Origin of the sequence: Kocuria nitroreducens (assembly GCF_042879195.1) — a bacterium.
GTDB classification, from domain to species: Bacteria; Actinomycetota; Actinomycetes; order Actinomycetales; family Micrococcaceae; genus Kocuria; species Kocuria nitroreducens.
Map to the genome: position 1 here is coordinate 70,962 of NZ_JBHZTC010000011.1, position 18,899 is coordinate 89,860.

The 18,899-nt window shown below is 74.4% G+C and carries 19 protein-coding genes; 10 read left to right on the forward strand and 9 right to left on the reverse strand.

Annotated features, from left to right (window positions below; translation table 11 throughout):
* Nucleotides 1-17: 17 nt before the first annotated feature.
* On the reverse strand, nucleotides 18-620 hold the full coding sequence (gene pdxT, locus ACFYE1_RS09310; RefSeq protein WP_387742095.1) for a pyridoxal 5'-phosphate synthase glutaminase subunit PdxT: 603 nt from the start codon (nucleotides 618-620) through the stop codon (nucleotides 18-20).
* Nucleotides 617-1,570 (reverse strand): pyridoxal 5'-phosphate synthase lyase subunit PdxS, encoded by a 954-nt coding sequence (gene pdxS / locus ACFYE1_RS09315; RefSeq protein ID WP_387742097.1) that lies wholly within the window; start codon nucleotides 1,568-1,570, stop codon nucleotides 617-619. Before pdxS ends, pdxT begins: the two co-directional genes overlap by 4 nt.
* A 97-nt stretch (nucleotides 1,571-1,667) precedes the next feature.
* Here pdxS and pdxR point away from each other — a divergent pair, with 97 nt between their 5' ends.
* From pdxR to ACFYE1_RS09335, 4 genes are all read left to right on the forward strand, one after another.
* Nucleotides 1,668-3,218 carry a MocR-like pyridoxine biosynthesis transcription factor PdxR gene (gene pdxR / locus ACFYE1_RS09320; protein ID WP_387742099.1) on the forward strand — a complete coding sequence of 517 codons (1,551 nt, stop codon included), beginning with the start codon at nucleotides 1,668-1,670 and terminating at the stop codon, nucleotides 3,216-3,218.
* A 54-nt stretch (nucleotides 3,219-3,272) separates the two neighbouring features.
* On the forward strand, nucleotides 3,273-3,863 hold the full coding sequence (locus ACFYE1_RS09325) for a DUF308 domain-containing protein (RefSeq protein WP_387742101.1): 591 nt from the start codon (nucleotides 3,273-3,275) through the stop codon (nucleotides 3,861-3,863).
* Between the two features lie 60 nt (nucleotides 3,864-3,923).
* Complete coding sequence (locus ACFYE1_RS09330) at nucleotides 3,924-4,373, forward strand: hypothetical protein (protein WP_387742103.1); 450 nt, start codon at nucleotides 3,924-3,926, stop codon at nucleotides 4,371-4,373.
* Between the two features lie 200 nt (nucleotides 4,374-4,573).
* Entirely contained in the window at nucleotides 4,574-4,771 is a 198-nt protein-coding gene (locus tag ACFYE1_RS09335) for a hypothetical protein (RefSeq protein ID WP_387742105.1), read from the forward strand.
* A 78-nt stretch (nucleotides 4,772-4,849) separates the two neighbouring features.
* Here the strand turns inward: ACFYE1_RS09335 and ACFYE1_RS09340 are convergent, their stop codons facing one another.
* The 3 genes from ACFYE1_RS09340 to ACFYE1_RS09350 form a co-directional block, all read right to left on the reverse strand.
* Nucleotides 4,850-7,072: a heavy metal translocating P-type ATPase gene (locus ACFYE1_RS09340; RefSeq protein WP_387742202.1), complete on the reverse strand. Its 2,223-nt coding sequence runs from the start codon at nucleotides 7,070-7,072 to the stop codon at nucleotides 4,850-4,852.
* Between the two features lie 67 nt (nucleotides 7,073-7,139).
* Complete coding sequence (locus ACFYE1_RS09345) at nucleotides 7,140-7,349, reverse strand: heavy-metal-associated domain-containing protein (protein WP_387742107.1); 210 nt, start codon at nucleotides 7,347-7,349, stop codon at nucleotides 7,140-7,142.
* A gap of 56 nt (nucleotides 7,350-7,405) precedes the next feature.
* Nucleotides 7,406-7,720: a metal-sensitive transcriptional regulator gene (locus ACFYE1_RS09350; protein ID WP_387742109.1), complete on the reverse strand. Its 315-nt coding sequence runs from the start codon at nucleotides 7,718-7,720 to the stop codon at nucleotides 7,406-7,408.
* 98 nt (nucleotides 7,721-7,818) lie between these two features.
* On the opposite strand from ACFYE1_RS09350, the gene ACFYE1_RS09355 reads away from it, so the two are divergent.
* From ACFYE1_RS09355 to ACFYE1_RS09365, 3 genes are read left to right on the forward strand one after another with little or no spacing between them, the layout of a single operon-like run.
* The gene (locus tag ACFYE1_RS09355) at nucleotides 7,819-9,891 is read left to right on the forward strand and encodes a glycoside hydrolase family 15 protein (RefSeq protein WP_387742111.1); all 2,073 of its coding nucleotides are present in this window, start codon (nucleotides 7,819-7,821) and stop codon (nucleotides 9,889-9,891) included.
* On the forward strand, nucleotides 9,888-10,634 hold the full coding sequence (locus tag ACFYE1_RS09360; RefSeq protein ID WP_387742113.1) for an AzlC family ABC transporter permease: 747 nt from the start codon (nucleotides 9,888-9,890) through the stop codon (nucleotides 10,632-10,634). The genes ACFYE1_RS09355 and ACFYE1_RS09360 overlap by 4 nt, the downstream gene beginning before the upstream one ends.
* A complete protein-coding gene (locus ACFYE1_RS09365) occupies nucleotides 10,631-10,942 on the forward strand; it encodes an AzlD domain-containing protein (protein ID WP_387742115.1) in 312 nt (103 codons plus the stop codon). Before ACFYE1_RS09360 ends, ACFYE1_RS09365 begins: the two co-directional genes overlap by 4 nt.
* 9 nt (nucleotides 10,943-10,951) lie before the next feature.
* On the opposite strand, the gene ACFYE1_RS09370 is transcribed toward ACFYE1_RS09365, so the two are convergent.
* The 3 genes from ACFYE1_RS09370 to ACFYE1_RS09380 all read right to left on the reverse strand — a co-directional run bounded on the left by ACFYE1_RS09370 (nucleotide 10,952) and on the right by ACFYE1_RS09380 (nucleotide 13,350).
* A complete protein-coding gene (locus ACFYE1_RS09370) occupies nucleotides 10,952-11,731 on the reverse strand; it encodes a BBE domain-containing protein (RefSeq protein WP_387742117.1) in 780 nt (259 codons plus the stop codon).
* Nucleotides 11,713-12,390 carry an FAD-binding oxidoreductase gene (locus tag ACFYE1_RS09375; protein ID WP_387742119.1) on the reverse strand — a complete coding sequence of 226 codons (678 nt, stop codon included), beginning with the start codon at nucleotides 12,388-12,390 and terminating at the stop codon, nucleotides 11,713-11,715. Before ACFYE1_RS09375 ends, ACFYE1_RS09370 begins: the two co-directional genes overlap by 19 nt.
* Before the next feature lie 309 nt (nucleotides 12,391-12,699).
* Nucleotides 12,700-13,350, reverse strand: a complete 651-nt coding sequence (locus ACFYE1_RS09380; protein WP_387742121.1) for a helix-turn-helix transcriptional regulator — start codon at nucleotides 13,348-13,350, stop codon at nucleotides 12,700-12,702.
* A 413-nt stretch (nucleotides 13,351-13,763) separates the two neighbouring features.
* On the opposite strand from ACFYE1_RS09380, the gene ACFYE1_RS09385 reads away from it, so the two are divergent.
* The 3 genes from ACFYE1_RS09385 to ACFYE1_RS17525 all read left to right on the forward strand — a co-directional run bounded on the left by ACFYE1_RS09385 (nucleotide 13,764) and on the right by ACFYE1_RS17525 (nucleotide 17,667).
* Nucleotides 13,764-16,004, forward strand: a complete 2,241-nt coding sequence (locus tag ACFYE1_RS09385; RefSeq protein ID WP_387742123.1) for a glycosyltransferase — start codon at nucleotides 13,764-13,766, stop codon at nucleotides 16,002-16,004.
* 162 nt (nucleotides 16,005-16,166) lie between these two features.
* Nucleotides 16,167-17,567, forward strand: a complete 1,401-nt coding sequence (locus tag ACFYE1_RS09390; RefSeq protein WP_387742125.1) for an OFA family MFS transporter — start codon at nucleotides 16,167-16,169, stop codon at nucleotides 17,565-17,567.
* A gap of 1 nt (nucleotide 17,568) precedes the next feature.
* Entirely contained in the window at nucleotides 17,569-17,667 is a 99-nt protein-coding gene (locus ACFYE1_RS17525) for an MFS transporter small subunit (protein WP_449274638.1), read from the forward strand.
* Nucleotides 17,668-17,954: 287 nt separating this feature from the next.
* Here ACFYE1_RS17525 and ACFYE1_RS09395 read toward each other — a convergent pair whose 3' ends face one another.
* Complete coding sequence (locus ACFYE1_RS09395; RefSeq protein WP_387742126.1) at nucleotides 17,955-18,716, reverse strand: FadR/GntR family transcriptional regulator; 762 nt, start codon at nucleotides 18,714-18,716, stop codon at nucleotides 17,955-17,957.
* Nucleotides 18,717-18,899 lie beyond the last annotated feature (183 nt).

Consider the following 18,899-nt stretch of genomic DNA (forward strand, 5'->3'; position numbering starts at 1 on the left):
GGTCGGCGCGGGACCGCTCAGGCGGGGAGCCCGCGCCGGGCGGCCACGAGCGAGAGCAGGTGCCGGTGCACGGTGGTCTCCCCGGTCAGCTCGGGGTGGAACGAGATGCCGAGGACGGCGCCGCTCGCCACCGCGACCACCTCGCCCCGGTGCCGGGCCAGGACCTCGACGCCCTCGCCGACGCGGGTCACCGCGGGGGCCCGGATGAAGGCCGCGCGCACCACGTCCCCGCCGCCGCCCCAGGCGAGCGTGACCTCCTCGGAGGCCGTCTGGGGGCCGAACGCGTTGCGGGCCACCGTGACGTCCAGGACCTCGAGGGACTGCTGGCCGGGGGCGGGGTCCTCGACGCCGGACGCGAGCAGGATCAGTCCGGCGCACGTGCCCAGCGTGGGCAGGCCGCCGAGGACGGCGTCCCGCAGCGGCTCGCGCAGCCCGAACAGGCGCAGCAGCCGGTCCACCGTGGAGGACTCCCCACCGGGCAGGACGATCGCGTCCAGCCCGGCGAGCTGCTCGGCCGTCTTCACGAGCACGGGCTCGGCGCCGAGCTCCCGCAGCATCGCGGCGTGCTCGGCGACCCCGCCCTGCAGGGCGAGGACGCCGACGCGGGGCGCGGAGGTCACCAGCCGCGCTCCGCGAGCCGGTGGGGGGCCGGGAGGTCGCCCACGTTGATGCCGACCATCGCCTCGCCCAGCCCGCGGGAGGCCTCGGCGATCTTCTCCGGGTCGTCGAAGTAGGCGGTGGCCTTGACGATGGCCTGCGCCCGGGCCGCGGGATTGCCGGACTTGAAGATGCCGGAGCCCACGAACACGCCGTCGGCGCCGAGCTGCATCATCATGGCCGCGTCCGCGGGGGTGGCCACGCCGCCGGCGGTGAACAGCACGACCGGCAGCTTCCCGGTGCGGGCGACCTCGAGCACGATGTCGTAGGGGGCCGCGAGCTCCTTCGCCTTCACGTAGAGGGCGTCGGGGGAGATCCTGTGCAGGGCCTGCAGCTCGGCGATCTGCCCGCGGATGGTGCGGATGTGCTTGGTGGCCTCGGAGACGTCGCCGGTGCCGGCCTCGCCCTTCGAGCGGATCATCGCGGCGCCCTCGGCGAGCCGGCGCAGGGCCTCGCCCAGGTTGGTGGCACCGCACACGAACGGGACGGTGAAGCGCTGCTTGTCGATGTGGTTGACGTAGTCGGCGGGGGAGAGCACCTCGGACTCGTCGATGTAGTCGACCTTCAGGTGCTCCAGGACCTGGGCCTCGACGAAGTGGCCGATGCGCACCTTCGCCATGACGGGGACGGAGACGGCGGCCTGGATGCCCTCGATCAGGTCGGGGTCGGACATGCGGGCCACGCCGCCCTGCGCGCGGATGTCCGCCGGCACGCGCTCGAGGGCCATGACGGCCACGGCGCCGGCGTCCTCGGCGATGCGGGCCTGCTCGGCGGTGACGACGTCCATGATGACGCCGCCCTTGAGCATGTCGGCGAGACCGCGCTTCACGAGCGGGGAGCCGGTCAACGGCGTCGCGTCCGAGCCGGTGGTGCGGGTGGAGTTCTGGGCAGGGGTGGTCTGCAGATCGGTCATGGGGTCCATCCTGCGGCCGCAGGTGGTCCACCGACAGGTCCACCATCGATAGAATCTGTTGGACCACAGGAATTCCGGGAGCACGAGGAGCAGCCCAGTGCGGCACCCCCACGACGTCGAGCTGCCCGTGCGCGTGGACCGGTCCGATCCCGCGCCGCTGCCCGCCCAGCTCGTCCAGCAGCTGCGGGCGCTGGTGGTCTCCGGGGCCCTGCTCCCCGGGGACGCCCTGCCCTCCACGCGCGGGCTCGCCGGCCGGCTCGGGATCTCGCGCGGCTCCGTGGTCACCGCCTACGACCAGCTCCACGGCGAGGGCTACCTGCACGCGACCCACGGGGCCACAGTGGTCCACCCCGACCTGGCCCGCTCCCGCGCGGAGCCCCCGGCGGCCCGGCCCGGTCCCCGCCCGCCCGCGGCGCCGCCGCGCCGGGCCCGGGAGCGGCCCATGATCGACCTCACGCCCGGGCGGCCCGACACCGGCCGGCTGGCCACCCCGCAGTGGCGCGCGGCGTGGCGGGACGCCGCGGCCGCCGCCGGGACGGGGGCGCCTCCACCCCAGGGCTCGGAGCCGCTGCGCGAGCAGATCGCCGAGCACCTGCGGCTGATGCGCGGCGTGGTCCGGGACCCCGAGGACCTCTTCGTCACGGCGGGCGCGCGGGACGGGCTCCAGCTGCTGCTCGCGGTCCTCGGCGGCCACGCCGCCCGCGGGCTGCGCGTCGCCGTCGAGGACCCCGGCTACCCCTCGCTGCGCAGGGTGCCGGAGCGGCTCGGCCACGAGGTGCTGCCCGTCCCGATCGACGACCAGGGACTGGACCCCGCCCGCCTTCCGTCCGGCGCGTGGGCCGGTCCGGGGAAGTGGGAGATCGAGCGGCCCCCGGACGCCGTGATCGTGACCCCCAGCCACCAGTACCCCCTCGGGGCGTCGATGCCCGCCGCCCGCCGGCTCGAGCTGCTCGGCTGGGCGCGCGCCCACGACGCGCTGATCGTGGAGGACGACTACGACTCCGAGCTGCGCTACGTGGGCGAGCCGCTCCCCGCGCTGTCCTCCCTCGACCACGCCCCCGGCGCCGTCCCGGAGCCCCCCGCCCCGGGACGGCTGCTCGGCGCCGGCGGCCACGTGGCCACGCTGGGCTCCTTCACCAAGGTCCTGGCGCCCGGGCTGGGGGTCGGCTACCTGCTGGCCCCGCCGGCTCTTCGCGAGGACCTGCTGCGGCTGCGCACCGACCTGGGCAACCCCGCCTCGGTGGTCGCCCAGGACGCCATGGCCCGCTTCCTGGCCGGCGGCGGACTGCGCCGGCACACCGCCCGGATGCGGCGGGAGTACCGGCGCCGGCGGGACCTGCTCACCGCGGCCCTCGCCGGGGTCCGCGGGGTGCGGGCCGTGCCCATGGACGGGGGGCTGCACGCCGTCCTCGAGTTCACCGGGGAGGTGCCGCTGGAGGAGCAGGACGTCGTGGACCGTGCCGCGGCCGCGGGGGTGCGGGTGGCGGCGCTGGGCTCGTACTGGGCGCACGGCGCGCGGGGCGGCCGCCGCGGCGTCGTCGTCGGCTTCGGGGCCACCGGTGCCGCCCCGGAGGGCGAGGCCCTGCCGGACGCCCTCGCGGTCCTGGCCCGGGTGCTCTCGGCGCCCGGCCACGGCTCCGGTCGCTAGACTGGCCCGTGCCCCGCGGGCCTCCCCGCCGGCACGTTCCCCGAAAGGCGCACCGTGAACCCCGACCCGAGCACCGGCATCCACCGCGACCTGTTCGCGCCCACGCTGCTGCGCGCGCTCGTGGCCCTGGTCCTCGGCGCCGTGACCGTGTTCTGGCAGCAGCCCACGCTGCCCGTGGTGGCCTGGGGCGTGGGGCTGTACCTCGTGCTCACGGGCGCGGCCAGCGTGCTCCTGCAGCTGCGGCTCAACGGCAACGACCACGTGGACATGGGTCCCGCCCGGCAGATCCCGCAGTCCTACGGCGTGCTGTACCTCCTGGGCGGGGTCTTCACGATCCTGGGCGCCGACACCCCCGCGTGGCTCGTGGTCTACGCGGCGTCCATCATGGGCCTGGCCGGGCTCACGGAGCTGGCCCTCGGGCTGAGGTTCCGCACGACCTTCCCGCTGGGCCGCGACTGGACCATCGCCGGACTGGTCACGGTCCTCGCCGCCACGGGCCTCGTGCTCGTGGTGGACCTCGGCCCCAAGGCGCTCTTCGGGGTGGTGGGGGCCGCCGCGGTGGTCATCGGCGTCACCCACCTGCTGGCCGCCCTCACCCTCCGGCACGAGGACCGCCGGGGACGGACCCCCTCCGGGACCGCGTAGACTGGGCTATCGCACGGCGGGCCCCGGCCTGCCGGGGACATCAGCTCACGAGGAGGACCAGTGGCACAGCGCAAGGGCTCGAGAGGCGGCTCCCGGGCCGACGTCAAGGGTCCCCTGATCCTGTCCGCCGTGCTCTCGGCGATCGCGTTCGCCGCCGTGGGGATCTTCGCCAGCGGCGGCACGGACAACGCCCTGCGCCTGGACCTCGCCTTCATCGCCGCCGGCATCGTGTTCATCGTGACGCTCGTGATCAGCGCCACGCTGATGATCGTCGAGAAGCCCAACGACCCCCACCTCGGCGCGGGCACCGGCGTCAACCGCTCCTCGGCCAAGCTCTACGCCGAGGCCCGGGCCCGTCGGCAGGCCGCCGCACGGCCCCCCGGCGAGGCCGAGTTCGGCCAGCGCGTCCGGCCCGACACCGAGGGCGAGGACCTCCTCGGCCGGCGCTCCGCCGACGGCACCGGTCCGGCGGACAGCACGGACGACGACGGCGCCGCCCCGCGCGCCTGAGGCCCCGGCGCGTCCGAGGCCCCGCTCGCCGCGGGTTTCCTCGTTCCGGGGCCCCTCGTTCCGGGACCCCCGCATCCGGGGGAGGCCCGTCCGGTGAACAGCCCTATCGCGTCCGTCCGTCCGCTCGGTAAATTGGGACGGCACCTGAGCAGCAGGGCCGGACCCCGCGCCCTGCTCGAGACCGGACGACGGGAACCAGCATGAGCCAGCAGCCGGAACTGCCCACCGAGGGCGACGACGAGTTCGAGCGGAAGGTCCAGCAGCGGATGACCGACAAGCGGGAGGGCGACGCCGACCGCGACCCCACGGACGTGGCGCAGGAGGACTACAAGTCCGAGCTGCCCGAGCTCGAGGAGAACGAGGACAGCCCGGTCGACCCCGGCCAGGCCGGCGCCTGAGCGACACCTCGCCGAACGCGACGACGCCCCGGGAAGGACCTCGTGGTCCTTCCCGGGGCGTCGTCGCGTTCGGCGGGCTCAGCGGCCGAAGCCCCGCAGCCGCAGGGAGTTCAGCACCACGAACACGGAGCTGAAGGCCATGGCGGCGCCCGCGATCACGGGGTTGAGCAGCCCTGCGGCCGCCACGGGGATGGCCACCGTGTTGTAGGCGAAGGCCCAGAACAGGTTCGACTTGATGATCGACAGGGTCCGGCGGGACAGGGCGATGGCCGTGGGCACCGAGCCGACGTCGCTGCGCACCAGGGTGATGTCCGCGGCCTCGATCGCCGCGTCCGTGCCGGCGCCCATCGCGATCCCGAGGTCGGCCTGCGCCAGGGCCGCGGCGTCGTTGACGCCGTCGCCCACCATGGCGACCACGCGGCCGTCGTCCTGCAGGTCACGGACCACCGCGACCTTGCCCTCCGGGCTGACGTCGGCGACGACGTCCTCGGCGGCGATGCCGGCCTCCGCGGCGACGGCCCGTGCCACGGGCCCGTTGTCGCCGGTCAGCAGCATGGGCCGAAGGCCCAGCTCCTTGAGCCGCCCGACCGCCTCGCGGGCGTCGTCCTTGACGGTGTCGCGCAGGTCGACGAAGCCGACGAGGGCCCCGTCGACGGCCACGAGGATCGTGGTGAACCCGCCCTCCTGGGCGCGGCGCAGGGCGTCGAGCTGGGCGCCGTCCAGGCGGACGCCGTTCTCGGACAGCCAGGTGGTGCGCCCGACCACCACCGAGCGGGAGTGCATCCCGTCCGCCACGTGCGCGCGGACGCCGCCGCCGGGGGCCGAGACGAACCCGGAGACCGGGAACCGGTGCGGGGTGGCCGCGGCCACGGCCCGCGCGATGGGGTGCTCGGAGTGCTGCTCCACGGTGGCCGCGAGGTCCAGCACCTGGTCCCGGGAGTACCCGGCCACGGGCGTCACGGCCGCCACGGACAGCTGCCCGCTCGTGACGGTGCCCGTCTTGTCCAGCACCACGGTGTCCACGGTGCGGGTGTCCTCGAGCACCTCGGCGCCCTTGATCAGGATGCCCAGCTGCGCGCCGCGCCCCGTGCCGGTGAGCAGGGCCGTGGGGGTGGCCAGTCCGAGGGCGCAGGGGCAGGCGATCACGAGCACGGAGACCGCGGCCACGAAGGACGCGTTCGCGTCCCCGGTCAGCAGGAGCCAGCCCACCAGGGTGGCCAGGGAGATCACCAGCACCACCGGGACGAAGACGCCGGAGATCCGGTCGGCCAGCCGGGCCACGGGGGCCTTGCTCGCCTGCGCCCGGGACACCATCCGGCCCATCTGGGCCAGGGTGGTGTCCGCGCCCACCCGGGTGGCCTCGACCAGCAGGCGGCCGTTGGTGTTGATCGTGGCGCCGGTGACGGCGTCGCCGACCTCCACCTCCACCGGGAGGGACTCGCCGGTGAGCAGGGAGGTGTCCACGGCGGAGCGGCCGTCCACGACCACGCCGTCGGCGGCGATCTTCTCGCCGGGGCGCACGACGACCAGGTCCCCCGGGCGCAGCTGCTCCGCGGGCAGGCTCGTCTCCACGCCGTCCCGCAGGACCACCGCGTCCTTCGCGCCGAGCTCCAGCAGTGCGCGCAGCGCCTCGCCGGAGCGGGCCTTGGCCCGGGCCTCGAGGTAGCGGCCCAGCAGCAGGAACGCGGTGACGAGGGCGCCGGTCTCGAAGTACAGCTGGTGCCCGCTCATGGCAGAAGCGTGGCCGAGCATCGCGCCGGCCGTCATGCCGGGCTCGCGCAGCAGGTTCCACAGCGAGAACAGGTACGCGGCGGACACGCCCAGGGACACGAGGGTGTCCATGGTGGAGGTCAGGTGCCGGGCGTTGATCGCCGCGGAGCGGTGGAACGGCCACGCCGCCCACGTCACGACCGGCAGGCTCAGGACCGCGACCACCCAGCCCCAGTGCGGGAACTGGAAGCCGGGCAGCATCGAGATCACGAACACCGGGACGGAGAGCGCGGCCGCCACGAGAAGGCGCCGGCGCAGGGATTCGGGCGAGCGCAGCGAGGACGCCTCGCGCCCGGCGACCTTCGTCATGGCGTCCGAGCTGCCCGAGGCGGCCGCGTCGTCGTCCCCGGGCGCGTTCGTGACGACTGCTCCGTACCCGGCCTTCTCGACCGTCTCGACGACCTGCTCGTCGGTCACGCCCGCGGGCACGTGCACGGTGGCGGTCTCGAGGGCGAGGTTGACGGACGCGTCGACACCGTCGAGCCTGCCCAGCTTCTTCTCGACCCGGCTGACGCACGAGGAGCAGGTCATGCCCGTGATCTCGAGCTCGAGGGTGCGCAGCGGCCCGGCGACCTCGGTGGGAACGGCCGTGCGGGTCTCAGGCAACGCTGTACCCCGCTTCCTCGACGGCCTTCTCGATCTCGTCCTCCGACAGCTCGCGCGTGGACGTCACGACGACGGGGGAGACCCCGCCGGCCACGAGGTCGACGTCGACGGACTCGACGCCCTCCAGCTCGGTGAGCTCCTCGGTGACGGACATGACGCAGTGGCCGCAGGTCATGCCGGAAACGTTGACGGTGGTTCGCACGGTGGTCTCCTCGGGGGTTCGGTGGGCTGGTTCAGCGGGGCCGCGGTGGGGCGGGGTCAGCTCTTGAGGAGGCGCGCGATGGCCGCGGACGCCTCCTGGAGCTTGTCGTCGACGCTGGCGACGTCCCCGGACTCCCGGGCGGCCTCGACGGCGCCCACGACGCAGTGGTTCAGGTGCTCGTCCAGCAGGCCTAGGCTCACGGCCTTGAGCGCCGACTGGATCGCGGAGACCTGGGTGAGGATGTCGATGCAGTACTTGTCCTCCTCGACCATCCGGTGGATGCCCCGGACCTGGCCCTCGATGCGCCGCAGGCGCTTGAGGTACGCGTCCTTGTCCTGGGTGTACCCGTGCGGCGGCAGGGTCTGGGTCATGGCTCCTCCTCGGTCGTCCTGTCGTCACCATATACCCCTTGGGGGTATCTTTCAAGCGTCCGCCCCGGGACCGGCCGGCGATGTGCCAATCTTGAGGCATGGCTTCACTGATCGAGGACTACGCCCTGCTCTCGAACATGCGCACGGGTCCGCTCGTCTCCCGCACCGGGTCCATCGACTGGCTGTGCGCGCCCCGGTTCGACTCCCCTTCGGTCTTCGGCGCCCTGCTCGGGGAGCCCGACCACGGGCGGTGGCTGCTCGCCCCCGCGTGCACGGTCGCGGAGGGGGCCGACGGCGAGGTCCTCGACGAGGAGGAGAGCGGGGCCCAGGTCGCCGAGCGGTTCTACGTGGAGAACACGTTCGTGCTGCAGACCGTGTGGGTCACGGACTCCGGGTCCGTGCGCGTGACCGACTTCCTCCCGCTGACCTCCCGCACGGACGTGATCCGCCGCGTCGAGGGCCTCACGGGCGAGGTCGAGATGTACCACGAGCTGCGGGTGCGCTTCGGCTACGGCGCGGTGGTCCCCTGGGTCAGCCGCTTCGAGGGGGAGGAGGACCCGGGGGGCGGCGACCCCGCGCCGCCCATGCTCGTGGCCATGGCCGGCCCGGACGCCCTCGTGCTGCGCGGGGAGCCCCTCCCCGAGTCCACGGAGGACGACGACGAGCGCCGCCACGGCGGGACCTTCACGGTCTCCGCCGGCCAGACGCGGGACTTCGTCCTCACGCACTTCCCGTCCCACCGCACGCCCCCGGCGCCCGTCGACGTCAACGAGCAGCTCACCCGCACCGTGGAGCTGTGGCAGGACTGGTCCGGGCTGTACTCCCCGCCGGCCGCCGGGGAGGACGAGCCGGTGCACATCGTCCCGGTCCGCGGCCATGCCGTGGCCCGGCGCTCGGACGTGGTCCGGCGCTCGCTGCTCGTGGTGCGGGCGCTGATGCACCAGGAGACGGGTGGGCTCGTGGCCGCCCCCACCACGTCCCTGCCGGACGTGGTCGGCGGGGAGCGCAACTGGGACCACCGCTTCTCCTGGCTGCGGGACGCCGCGATGGCCCTCGAGGTCATGCTCGACCACGACCACGACCGCGAGGCCGCGCAGCTGCGCAACTGGCTGCTGCGCGCCGTGGCGGGCGACCCGCACGACCTGCAGAACATCTACGGGATCGCCGGGGAGCGCCGCGGGCGCGAGCACCAGCTCGACCTGCCCGGCTACGAGCGCTCCCGGCCGGTCCGCGAGGGCAACGGCGCCGCGGGCCAGCACCAGACGGACGCCGTGGGGCACGTCATGATGGTGTTCGAGAAGCTCCGCCGGCGCGGCGCCGTGGAGGACCACCTCTCCTGGCCCCTGCAGCAGGCGATGCTGCGCTCGGTCGTGGACGACTACGAGGTCACGGACCAGGGACTCTGGGAGATGCGCGGGGAACGGCAGTACTACACGCACTCGCGCGTGCTGATGTGGGCGGCCCTCCAGTGCGGCGTGGACGCCGTGCGCGTGCACGGCCTGCCCGGCGACGCGCAGCTGTGGGAGCAGCTGCGGGACGCGCTCGCCGAGGAGATCTGGACGAGCGGCTACGACCCCGAGGTCGGCTCCTTCGTCCAGTACTACGGGGCGAAGGCCGTGGACGCCTCCCTGCTCCAGCTGCCGCAGGTGGGGTTCGTGGCCTACGACGACGAGCGGATGCTCGGGACCGTGCGGCGGATCGAGGAGGAGCTGCGCCACCCCAGCGGGCTCATCCACCGCTACCGCAACGTCCTGGGCCCGGTGGACCCCGACGACCCCGACGCGTACGCGGGGGTCATCGGGGTGGACGGCTTCCCGGGTCAGGACAACCCGCACCTGGGCGCGTCCCTGTGGCTCGCCGCCCAGTACGCGCGGTCGGGCCGCACGGACAGCGCCCGGAAGGTCGTGGACCTCGTGCTGTCCCGCGCCAACGACCTCGGGCTGCTCTCCACCGAGTGGTCGCCCGAGCACCGGCGGATGACCGGAAACTTCCCGCAGACCTTCACCCACCTCGCCCTCGTGCAGGCCCTGGACGCGCTCGACGCCGCCCAGGGACGCGGCGCCGCGGCCGCGCCGCACGAGACCGTGGCCGGGGCCGTGGGAGAGCCTGTGGGTGCGCCCGGGCCGGGCACGGGAGGGTCGTCCGCCGTCGCCGCCGGAGGCGCCTCATGAGTCACACGGCGCCGGCCGACTGGCGGTCCTCGCCGGCGGTCCGGATCGGGCTGTCCGTGTCCGTGGCCACCGGGCTGTACGGCCTCTCCTTCGGCGCCCTGTCCGTGGGGGCGGGCCTGACCTTCTGGCAGACCGTCGCCCTGTCCGCGCTCATGTTCACGGGCGGCTCCCAGTTCGCCTTCATCGGCGTGGTCTCGGGCGGCGGGGCCGGCGCCTCGGCGCTGGGCGCCGCCACACTGCTCGGGATCCGCAACGCCGTCTACGGGATGAGCATGAACGCCATCGTCCGCCCGCGCGGCTGGCGCCGGCTCCTCGCCGCGCACGTGACCATCGACGAGTCCAACGCGGCCGCGTCCTCCCAGGTCCACCCCGTCGAGGAGCGGCGGGGCTTCTGGACCACGGGCCTGGGCGTGTTCCTGCTCTGGAACCTGTTCACCGTGCTGGGCGCCCTGCTGGGCAACGCCCTGGGGGATCCCGCGCGGTGGGGCCTCGACGGCGCCGCCGTGGCCGCGTTCCTGGGCCTGCTGTGGCCCCGGCTGAGCGCCCGGGAGCCCGTGGCGGTCGCGGTGGTCTGCGGGATCGTCACGGCCCTGACGATCCCGGTGCTGCCGGCGGGACTGCCGATCCTCGTGGCCGCCGTGGTCGCGGCGTTCCTCGGCCGCTCCCGCCGCCCGGGCTCGGCCGGGGCCGCGCCCGGCACCGGCGCGGCGCCCGGACCCGGCGAGCAGGGGGCGGGGGCGTGAGCATGTGGTTCTGGGTGCTCGGGGCGTGCGCGCTCGCCTACGCCCTGAAGCTCGTCGGCTACCTCGTGCCGGACCGGGTGCTGGACGACCCGCGCGTCGGGCGCATGGCGGCCACGGTCACCGTGGGCCTGCTCGCCGCGCTCGTGGTCATGAACGCGTTCGGCTCGGGCCAGGCGCTGGTACTCGACGCCCGGCTGGGGGCGCTGCTCGTCGCGGGAGCGGCGCTGGTGCTGCGGGCCCCGTTCCTGCTGGTCGTGGTGCTGGGGGCGGTCGCGGCGGCGGTGCTGCGGCTGCTCGGCGCGCCCTGACCCCGGGGCTCAGCCGCGCCCGGGGGCGCCCGCGGTGCTCGGCAGGATGTTGTGGTTGAGGCGGAACAGGTTGCCGGGGTCGTAGCGGTTCTTCAGCTCGACGAGACGCCGGTGCGTCCGCTCTCCGTAGGCCTGCCGTGCCGCCTCGGTGGTGACCGGCCCGTGCTCGGCGCCGAGGAAGTTCACGTACAGGCCCGCGTCGGCGAACGGTTCCACGGCGGCGTGGGCCTTGCGGGCGAACGCCGTGAGGCGTACGTCCTCGGCGGCGTCCGGCCAGAAGCCGTAGACGTTGAGCCAGTACCGCGCGGACCGGTGGGGGAAGGCGGTGGCGCCGGCGGGCACCCGCCCGAAGAACCCCTCCATGTGGTGGACGTCGATGCCCGTGCCGTACCAGGTGATCTCCGAGGCCACGCCGAGCAGGGCGTCGACCACCTCGTCGTCCAGGCGGGAGAACGAGGCGTTCTTCCAGTAGCCGCGCGCTCCCTTGGGGAAGAGCTCGTCCATGGCCGACTGCCACTCGGTCCACTGCACGGGGCCGACCTCCTCCTCGTCCGGTGGGGCGTCGGCCCGCAGCTGTTCGACCAGCCGCAGGCCCTCGGCGTGGTCGGGCGACATCCAGGCGAAGCCGATGAGCAGCAGGGGCTCGTCGCCCGCACCGAAACTGGGCGGCAGCCGGAGGATGGAGAGGATGCCGTTCATCTCGTCCGGCAGGTCGGCCGTCCAGCGGGCGAACGCCTGCAGGGCCGCGCGCCACTTCTCGCGACCGTAGATCAGGTTTCCGCCCAGCACGGACGGGGCAGCTCCCGGGCCCGGAACGTGAAGGAGGTCACGACGCCGTAGTTCCCCCCGCCGCCGCGGATGCCCCAGAACAGGTCCGGGTTGTGCTCCGCGTCGGCGTGCAGGTGCTCCCGGGTCCCGGTGATCACCTCGGCGTCCACGAGGTTGTCGAGGCTCAGGCCGTTGCTGCGCGTCAGCCAGCCGACGCCCCCGCCCAGGGTCAGTCCCGCGACCCCGGTGGCGCTCACCACGCCGAGGGGCACCGCCAGCCCGTGCGGGACCGTCGCGCGGTCGACGTCGGCGAGGGTCGCTCCCGGCTCGACCGTCACGCGACGGGTCTGCGGGTCCACCTCGACCCGCCGCAGCGCGCCGAGGTCCAGGACGAGTCCGCCCTCCACGGTGCCGTGGCCGGCCACGTTGTGCCCGCCGCCGCGGACGGCCAGCGGCAGCTCCGTGTGCTGCACGGCGGCCAGCACCGGGTCGATGTCGGACACGGCACTCGCCCGCACCACGGCTCGGGGTCGCACGTCGACCATGCCGTTCCAGACCCGTCGCGCGTCGTCGTAGAGCGGGTCGTCCGGCTCGACCAGCGTCCCGGTCAGACGGGCCCGGAGCTTCTCGAGCTCTCGGGCGATCTCCTGCTCATGCTCCCCGCGGTCCACGGCATTCATGGGACTGGCTTCCTGTGGTCGGGGGCACGGGCCCCCGGGCTGCTGCTCGTGCTCGGCTCCGGTGCGCAGACCGTCGTCGGCGATGCCGGAAGGGTCTCGGGCGGACTCGGAGCGGTCCGGGCGCTCGGCCCCGCCGGGGCTGGAGTTCCGGTGCGGAGGGATGCGGAACGGCGCGGAGTGGTGCTTCCACCAGGTTAGGAGCGTCCTCGGCGCCGTACAACGGTCCGAACGCAACGGTTGGGCAACCGATCGACCGGGCGGGGGTCCGTCAGGTCCGTCCGTGACCGGACGGACGGATCGGCCAGGTGCTCAGCCGAGAGGCAGCACCGGCGGGATGATCCCGTCCTCGATGGCCCGCTTGTACAGCTCGAGCTTGGTGCGGGCCGGCCGGTCCACCACGGCGTACTTGCGACGGATCCGCTTGAGGTGCTCCTCCACCGTGGACTCCGCGATCTGCAGCAGCCCGGCCACCTCCTGCTCCTGGAGGCCGTCCACGTAAAGCGCAAGGACCTGGCGCTCCCGGGCGGAGAGCTTCGCCGGAGCCCTGCTGGGCAGCTCGGCCAGGGCCGACTGGAGCACGTCGCTCACGAAGTGGCCCAGCTGCCGGGAGAGGCGCATGGTCCGGAAGACGGTCCGGATGGGCTCCCACTTGCCCACGGCTCCGGCCGCCCCGCAGGCGAACGCGGACCGGACCCGGACGAGGTCGTCCGGCGGCACCAGCATCACCACGGTGTGCTCCTGCGCGGTGAGGTCCGTGATGTTCTGCACGAGGCTGCGTCCGTCCAGAGTGTTCAGGCTCAGCAGGACCACCATCTCCTCGGCCGGGTTCTCGGCCAGGAAGTCCGGGACGTTCGCGGCCACGGCACTCACCCGCACGCCGTGCTCGGGGTGCTCGACGGCTTCGCGCTGCATCGCAATGCGCGTCATGGGCTGGGGACTGATCACGGCGGCGTTCAACATGATGGGGCTCCTCGACGTCTCCCGCAATGAGGTGGGCGGGATCTCCGCGGCAGGGGATCGCCGGCCCGCTGCGGCAGCGGAAGGTCCGGGGCCGGAACGGATCCCGCGTCCACCATCCATATGTTCTTTTCGGAATATACGGGGGCGTGGCGGGGGCCTCGGAGCACGGGATCCTCCGGGCGGGCGCCGCCGGCGGAGATGGTGCAGTGTGTTCCTCCACAGTGGCGGACCCGCCCGCGCGCGGGCAAGGCGATTTCGTGCGGACCTGCAACTCCGCACACCGCACACCGCCGGGCGGCGCCGTGCCAGGGGCCCGGGCGGCGGCCGGTCCGCTCGTGCCGGGGGCGGCCGGAAGAGCAGGCGGCTGGAAGAATGGGGGAGCACGCATCCGTCGAGGGAAGGTCCGTTCCGTCATGCACATCGACGTCTCCCCGGGAACGGGCGGACCGGGGCGCCGAGCGGGAACCCAGCGCGAGCTCCGCGGACTCCTCGAGGAGCTCGCCCTGCGCGGCGTCGCCGCCCGGCTCGTCGGTCCGGCGGCGGATCCGGTGCCCGCGGCGCCCGGAGAGGGCCGCACGGAGCCCGGAGGCAGCGTTCCCGCACGGCAGCCCGACGCGGAGGCGCTCCTGCTGGTGGGCCTCGGGGCGGACGCCCCTGCGGACGACGCCCAGCTCATCTCCTGGCTCGACCGGGCGCGGACCGCCGCGGCGGCCGGCCGGCCCGTCGTCGTCAGCGGGCTGGTCCTCGGCGCGGGCCCCGTCCCGGAGGAGGCGGTGCGCCGGCTACTCGCGGACGCCACCCTGGTGGGACTGCGGGACGAGGCCTCCCTGGCGGTGGCCCGCCGGCTGTGCCCCGGGCACGCGGGCCTGCGCGTCGGCTGGGACGACGCGCTCCTCCTTCCGCGTCCCGCCGCCGCGGCACCATCGCCCGGGCAGGACAGGCCGACGGAGCGCCGAGGGGAGCAGGACGGGCCGGCCGACCGTCAGCCGGAGCAGGACGGGGTGTCCGAGCAGCGCCGGGAGCCGGCGGAACCGGAGGCGCCGCCGCGGATCGTCGCCGCCGTGGAGCGCCCGGCCGGTCCCTTCCCGCCCGAGCAGGTCGCCCCGGTGCTCGCCGGCCTGCTGGACGCCCTGGTGCACCGGACGGGAGGAACGGTGACGCTCCTGGCCTGCGGGGGCACCTCGGCCGACGCGGAGTTCGCGGCGGACGTGGCCGCGCTGCTCCGGGACGACGTCCGCCGGGTCCTCGCGAACCCGGAGGAGACGGCCGCGGCCGCGGTCCGGGCGGACTGGGTCGTGACCACGTGCTCCCGGGGTGCGGTCCTCGGGCTGGCAGCCCGAGCCGTCGTGCTCGCCGTGGGCCCGGACAAATATTCCATGGACAGCATGAATGGCGTCCTGAGCCGCTGGGGACTGGGGAACGGCGTCGTGCCCCTTGCGGCCCTGCTCACCCCGGGGGACGTGGCCTGGGATACCCGCGCGGCCGTCCAGCAGTGGGCGGCGGAGGCCGTGCAGCACCGGGGGGCGGTGCGCGCCGCGCTGGCGGACGCCGAGCCGGAGGTCCGGGAAGCGGCCGCTCGGTGGTGGGACGACGTGGCCGGGGCGCTCCGCGGGCTGAGGCCGCCGCCCGCGCCGGGAACGGCGGTCGCGCCGCGCGGGGTCGGTGCGCCTGTGGTGCGTGCCCTCCGCCGCCGCTACGCCGCTCCCGACGTGCCGCCCGAGCGACCCACCGTCGTGATCGTGCTGCGGCACCGCGACGGTCCGGCGCGCCTGGACCGCGCCGTCGGCGGCCTCCTGGCGCAGACCTTCACCGACTGGCGGCTGGTCGTCGTCGACGACGGCGGCGATCCCGCCGAGGTGGACGAGGCCCTGGCGCCCCGGCGGGACGAGCTCGCGGGACGCGTGACGGTCCTCCACCACCGCAGGGCCCTCGGCTCCGGGGCGGCCGCCAACCGGGGGCTGCGGGCAGGGGGGTCGGAGCTCGTCGTCCGGCACGACGGGGCCGCGCCCTGGCCCCCCACGCTCCTGCAGCGCGCCGTGGCGCATCTCGAGGACCCGCTGGTGTCCGACGACGGGGTCGTGGTGCGGACCGAGGAGCCGGCGGGGACCGGCCAGGACGTGCTGCCCGGCCGGCCGGGGCCGCACCTCGTGCGGCCGGACCGGGAGGTGCTCACCCTCACCGACGTGCTGGACGGCGACCGCACCGCGGTCGAGTCGCCGTTCCTGTACCGGCGGGCGGTGCACGGGGTGCTGGGCGACTACGACGAGACCCTCGGCGCCGCGGAGGAGTGGGAGTTCACGCTCCGTTTCCTGGAGACGTTCACCGTGGGCCTGCTCCCCGCGCGCCCGCCTGCGCAGGGGGGCCGGGCGGACCGGTCCTCGGCCGCGGGGGGCGAGCTGGCGGTGCGCGATCGCCACCTCAGACAGTGGAGCGCGGAGCACGGGATCGGCCTGCCGCTGTACCTGCGCCGGGCGGCCGCAGAAGACGCCGGTGCCCTGCACCGGCGTCTGAACTCAGCCGAGGAGCTCGCGCACGAGCTCCTGGACGTTGTCCGCGCCCAGTCCCGGCAGATCGAACGGCTCGAGCAGGTCGTGGCGGAGAAGGGCTTCGTCGCCTTCTGCCGGCGTGCGTGGCGGTCCCTGCGCGGGGGGTGAGCGCCCCGGCCCGGCGGGTCCGGTCGGCAGGTTGCTTCCCATTTTTCTCGTTGATGTGACATGCTTCACCCTTGGGTGCCGGGCCGGGACGTGCGAGGTCCGTCCGGGGCGCGCCCCTCGCGCAGTGTCCGCACCGGATGAGACCAGATGAGGAGTCAGGGCATGGGATGGCTTGATCGGCAGCACTCGGTGGCACCGCCGGGATTCAACCGCTGGCTCATACCGCCGGCCGCCCTCGCGGTGCACCTGTGCATCGGTCAGGCCTACGCGACCAGCGTGTACAAGAACGCCCTGGTCGCGCACTTCGACGCGAGCCTCACCCAGATCGGCATCATCTTCTCCATCGCCATCGTCATGCTGGGCCTGTCCGCCGCCGTCTTCGGCACGTGGGTGGACACCGGTGGGCCGCGCAAGGCGATGTTCGCCGCGGCGCTGCTGTGGTCCGGCGGCTTCCTGGTGGGCGCGCTCGGCATCTTCACCGAGCAGCTCTGGCTCGTCTACCTGGGCTACGGGTTCATCGGCGGCATCGGCTTGGGCATCGGCTACATCTCGCCCGTCTCCACGCTGATCAAGTGGTTCCCCGACCGTCCCGGCCTCGCCACGGGCATGGCGATCATGGGGTTCGGCGGCGGCGCGCTGATTGCCAGCCCCCTCTCCGCGGCCCTGCTCAACTTCTACGACCCCGCCTCCGGCACGCCGGGCTGGGTCGCGAGCGGGGACGCCGTCGGGAAACTGTTCCTGACCCTCGCGGTCGTCTACCTCGCCTACATGCTCTTCGGCGCGTTCACGATCAGGGTCCCCGCCGCCGACTGGAAGCCCGAGGGGTTCGACCCGTCGAAGGTCAAGTCGAAGGCCCTCGTCACCAAGAACCACGTCTCGGCCCGCAACGCCATCCGCACCCGGCAGTTCTGGCTGGTGTGGATCGTGCTGTTCTGCAACGTGACGGCCGGCATCGGGATCCTCGAGCAGGCCGCTCCGATGATCCAGGACTTCTTCCGCCAGCCGGACGGCGTCTCCCTCGTGACGGTGGCCGTGGCCGGCGGCTTCGTGGGGCTGCTGTCCATCGGCAACATGGGCGGGCGCTTCGTGTGGTCCACCACCTCGGACGTTCTGGGCCGCAAGCGCATCTACATGGTCTACCTCGGCGTCGGGGCGGTCCTCTACACCGTGCTGGCGCTGTTCGGCTCGACCTCCACGCTGCTGTTCGTGCTCCTGGCCTTCGTCATCATCTCGTTCTACGGCGGCGGCTTCGCCACGGTGCCGGCCTACCTGCGGGACCTCTTCGGGACCTTCCAGGTGGGGGCCATCCACGGCCGCCTGCTCACGGCCTGGGCCGCCGCAGGCATCGCCGGGCCCCTCATCGTCAATGCGTTCCTCGACGCCCAGGGCACCCCCGGGGAGCTCACGGCGCAGGCCTACCAGCCGGCGCTGCTGACCATGGTCGGCCTGCTGGTCGTCGGCTTCGTCGCCAACCTCCTGGTGAAGCCGGTGGACGCCAAGTACCACGAGCCCGAGCACCAGGCCGCACCGACCGACACCGAGCTCTCCAAGAAGGAGGCATGACATGACCCGTGCACGACTGGCACTGGGATGGGTCCTCGTCGGGGTCCCGCTCGCCTACGGAGTGACGGCGACCCTCATGCGGGCGTCCGCGCTGTTCTGAGGGATCCGTCCGGCCGCGGAGGCGTCCGGTTGCGGGCCGCGGCAGTCCCAGGCGCCCTCCGCGGAGGAACGGACGTCGCCGTGGCAGGAGAAGTCGGCCAGCGCGTGGTTTCACCACCGTGGTGACGGGAGAGGCGAAGTGCTCCCGCGCGGCGCGCAGCATCTCGGCCACCGGCCCGGGGTCGGTCACGTCGGCGGGCGGGCCACCGCCCGGCCGGCACGCAGTGCCGCTGCGGACGACGACAAGCATCTCGTCCCCGGTGCCGCCCGTCCCTCCGCGGCGGCGGGTCATGCCGAGCCGCGGTCGTCCCCGGGGGCGCCGTCGTCCTCGGGCTGCCCCCCGTGCCCGAGAAAACCGCGCAGCAGCGCGGCCGTGCCCTCCAGGTGCGCGAGGGAAGCGGCCCGTGCGGCGGGGGCGTCGCCTGCCAGGACGGCGTCGGTGAGCTCGCGGTGCTGGCGGTCGGAGTGCTCGAGGTTGACCGCCAGCACGGGGATCCGGTCCAGCAGGTCGCTGGCCCGCGAGCGCACCTCCGCGACCGCGCGGACCAGGCTCGGGCACCCGCCGAGCTCGGCCACCGCGATGTGGAAGCGGGCGTCGGCGGGGCGGTAGTCCTCCGGGGGGCTCTCCTCGACCTGCCGCAGGCACGTGAGCAGGTGCTCCCGGGCGGCCGCACTGAGGGACGCCGCCGCGGCCAGCTCCGCCGCGGCGGGCTCGACGACGGCGCGGAACACGAGCACGTCCTCGACGTCCGCGGGATCCGCCGGGGGGAGGGTCTCGTCCGGCAGGGCGGTGCGGCCGGTCACGATGGTCCCGCCGTACCTCCCGCGCACCACCTCCAGGACTCCCGCGGCCTGGAGCTCGTGCAGGGCCTCCCGCAGCGTGGCGCGGGAGATCCCGAGCATCGCCGCGGTCTCCCGCTCGGGCGGGAGCCGCTCGCCCATGCGGAACAGGCCGAGCCGGATCGAGTCGAGGATCCGCTCCACGGCCTCCTCGAAGGCGTTGCCCTGGCGCACGGGCCGGATGCGGGGGTGCTGGACGGGATCGCTCACGGTGGCGCTCCTCCCTGAGGGGCGACGTGCGCCCATCGTGCCACGGTCCCCGGGGTCCGCCGCGGGCGTCGTGCCGCGGCCCCCGCCGGAGGCCCCGCCCACCGTGCCGGGCGGCGCCACGAGCAGGAGCGGCGCGCCGCCCGGTCCGGGCAGCGCGCCGCTCCTCCCGGCCGGGGCGGCCGG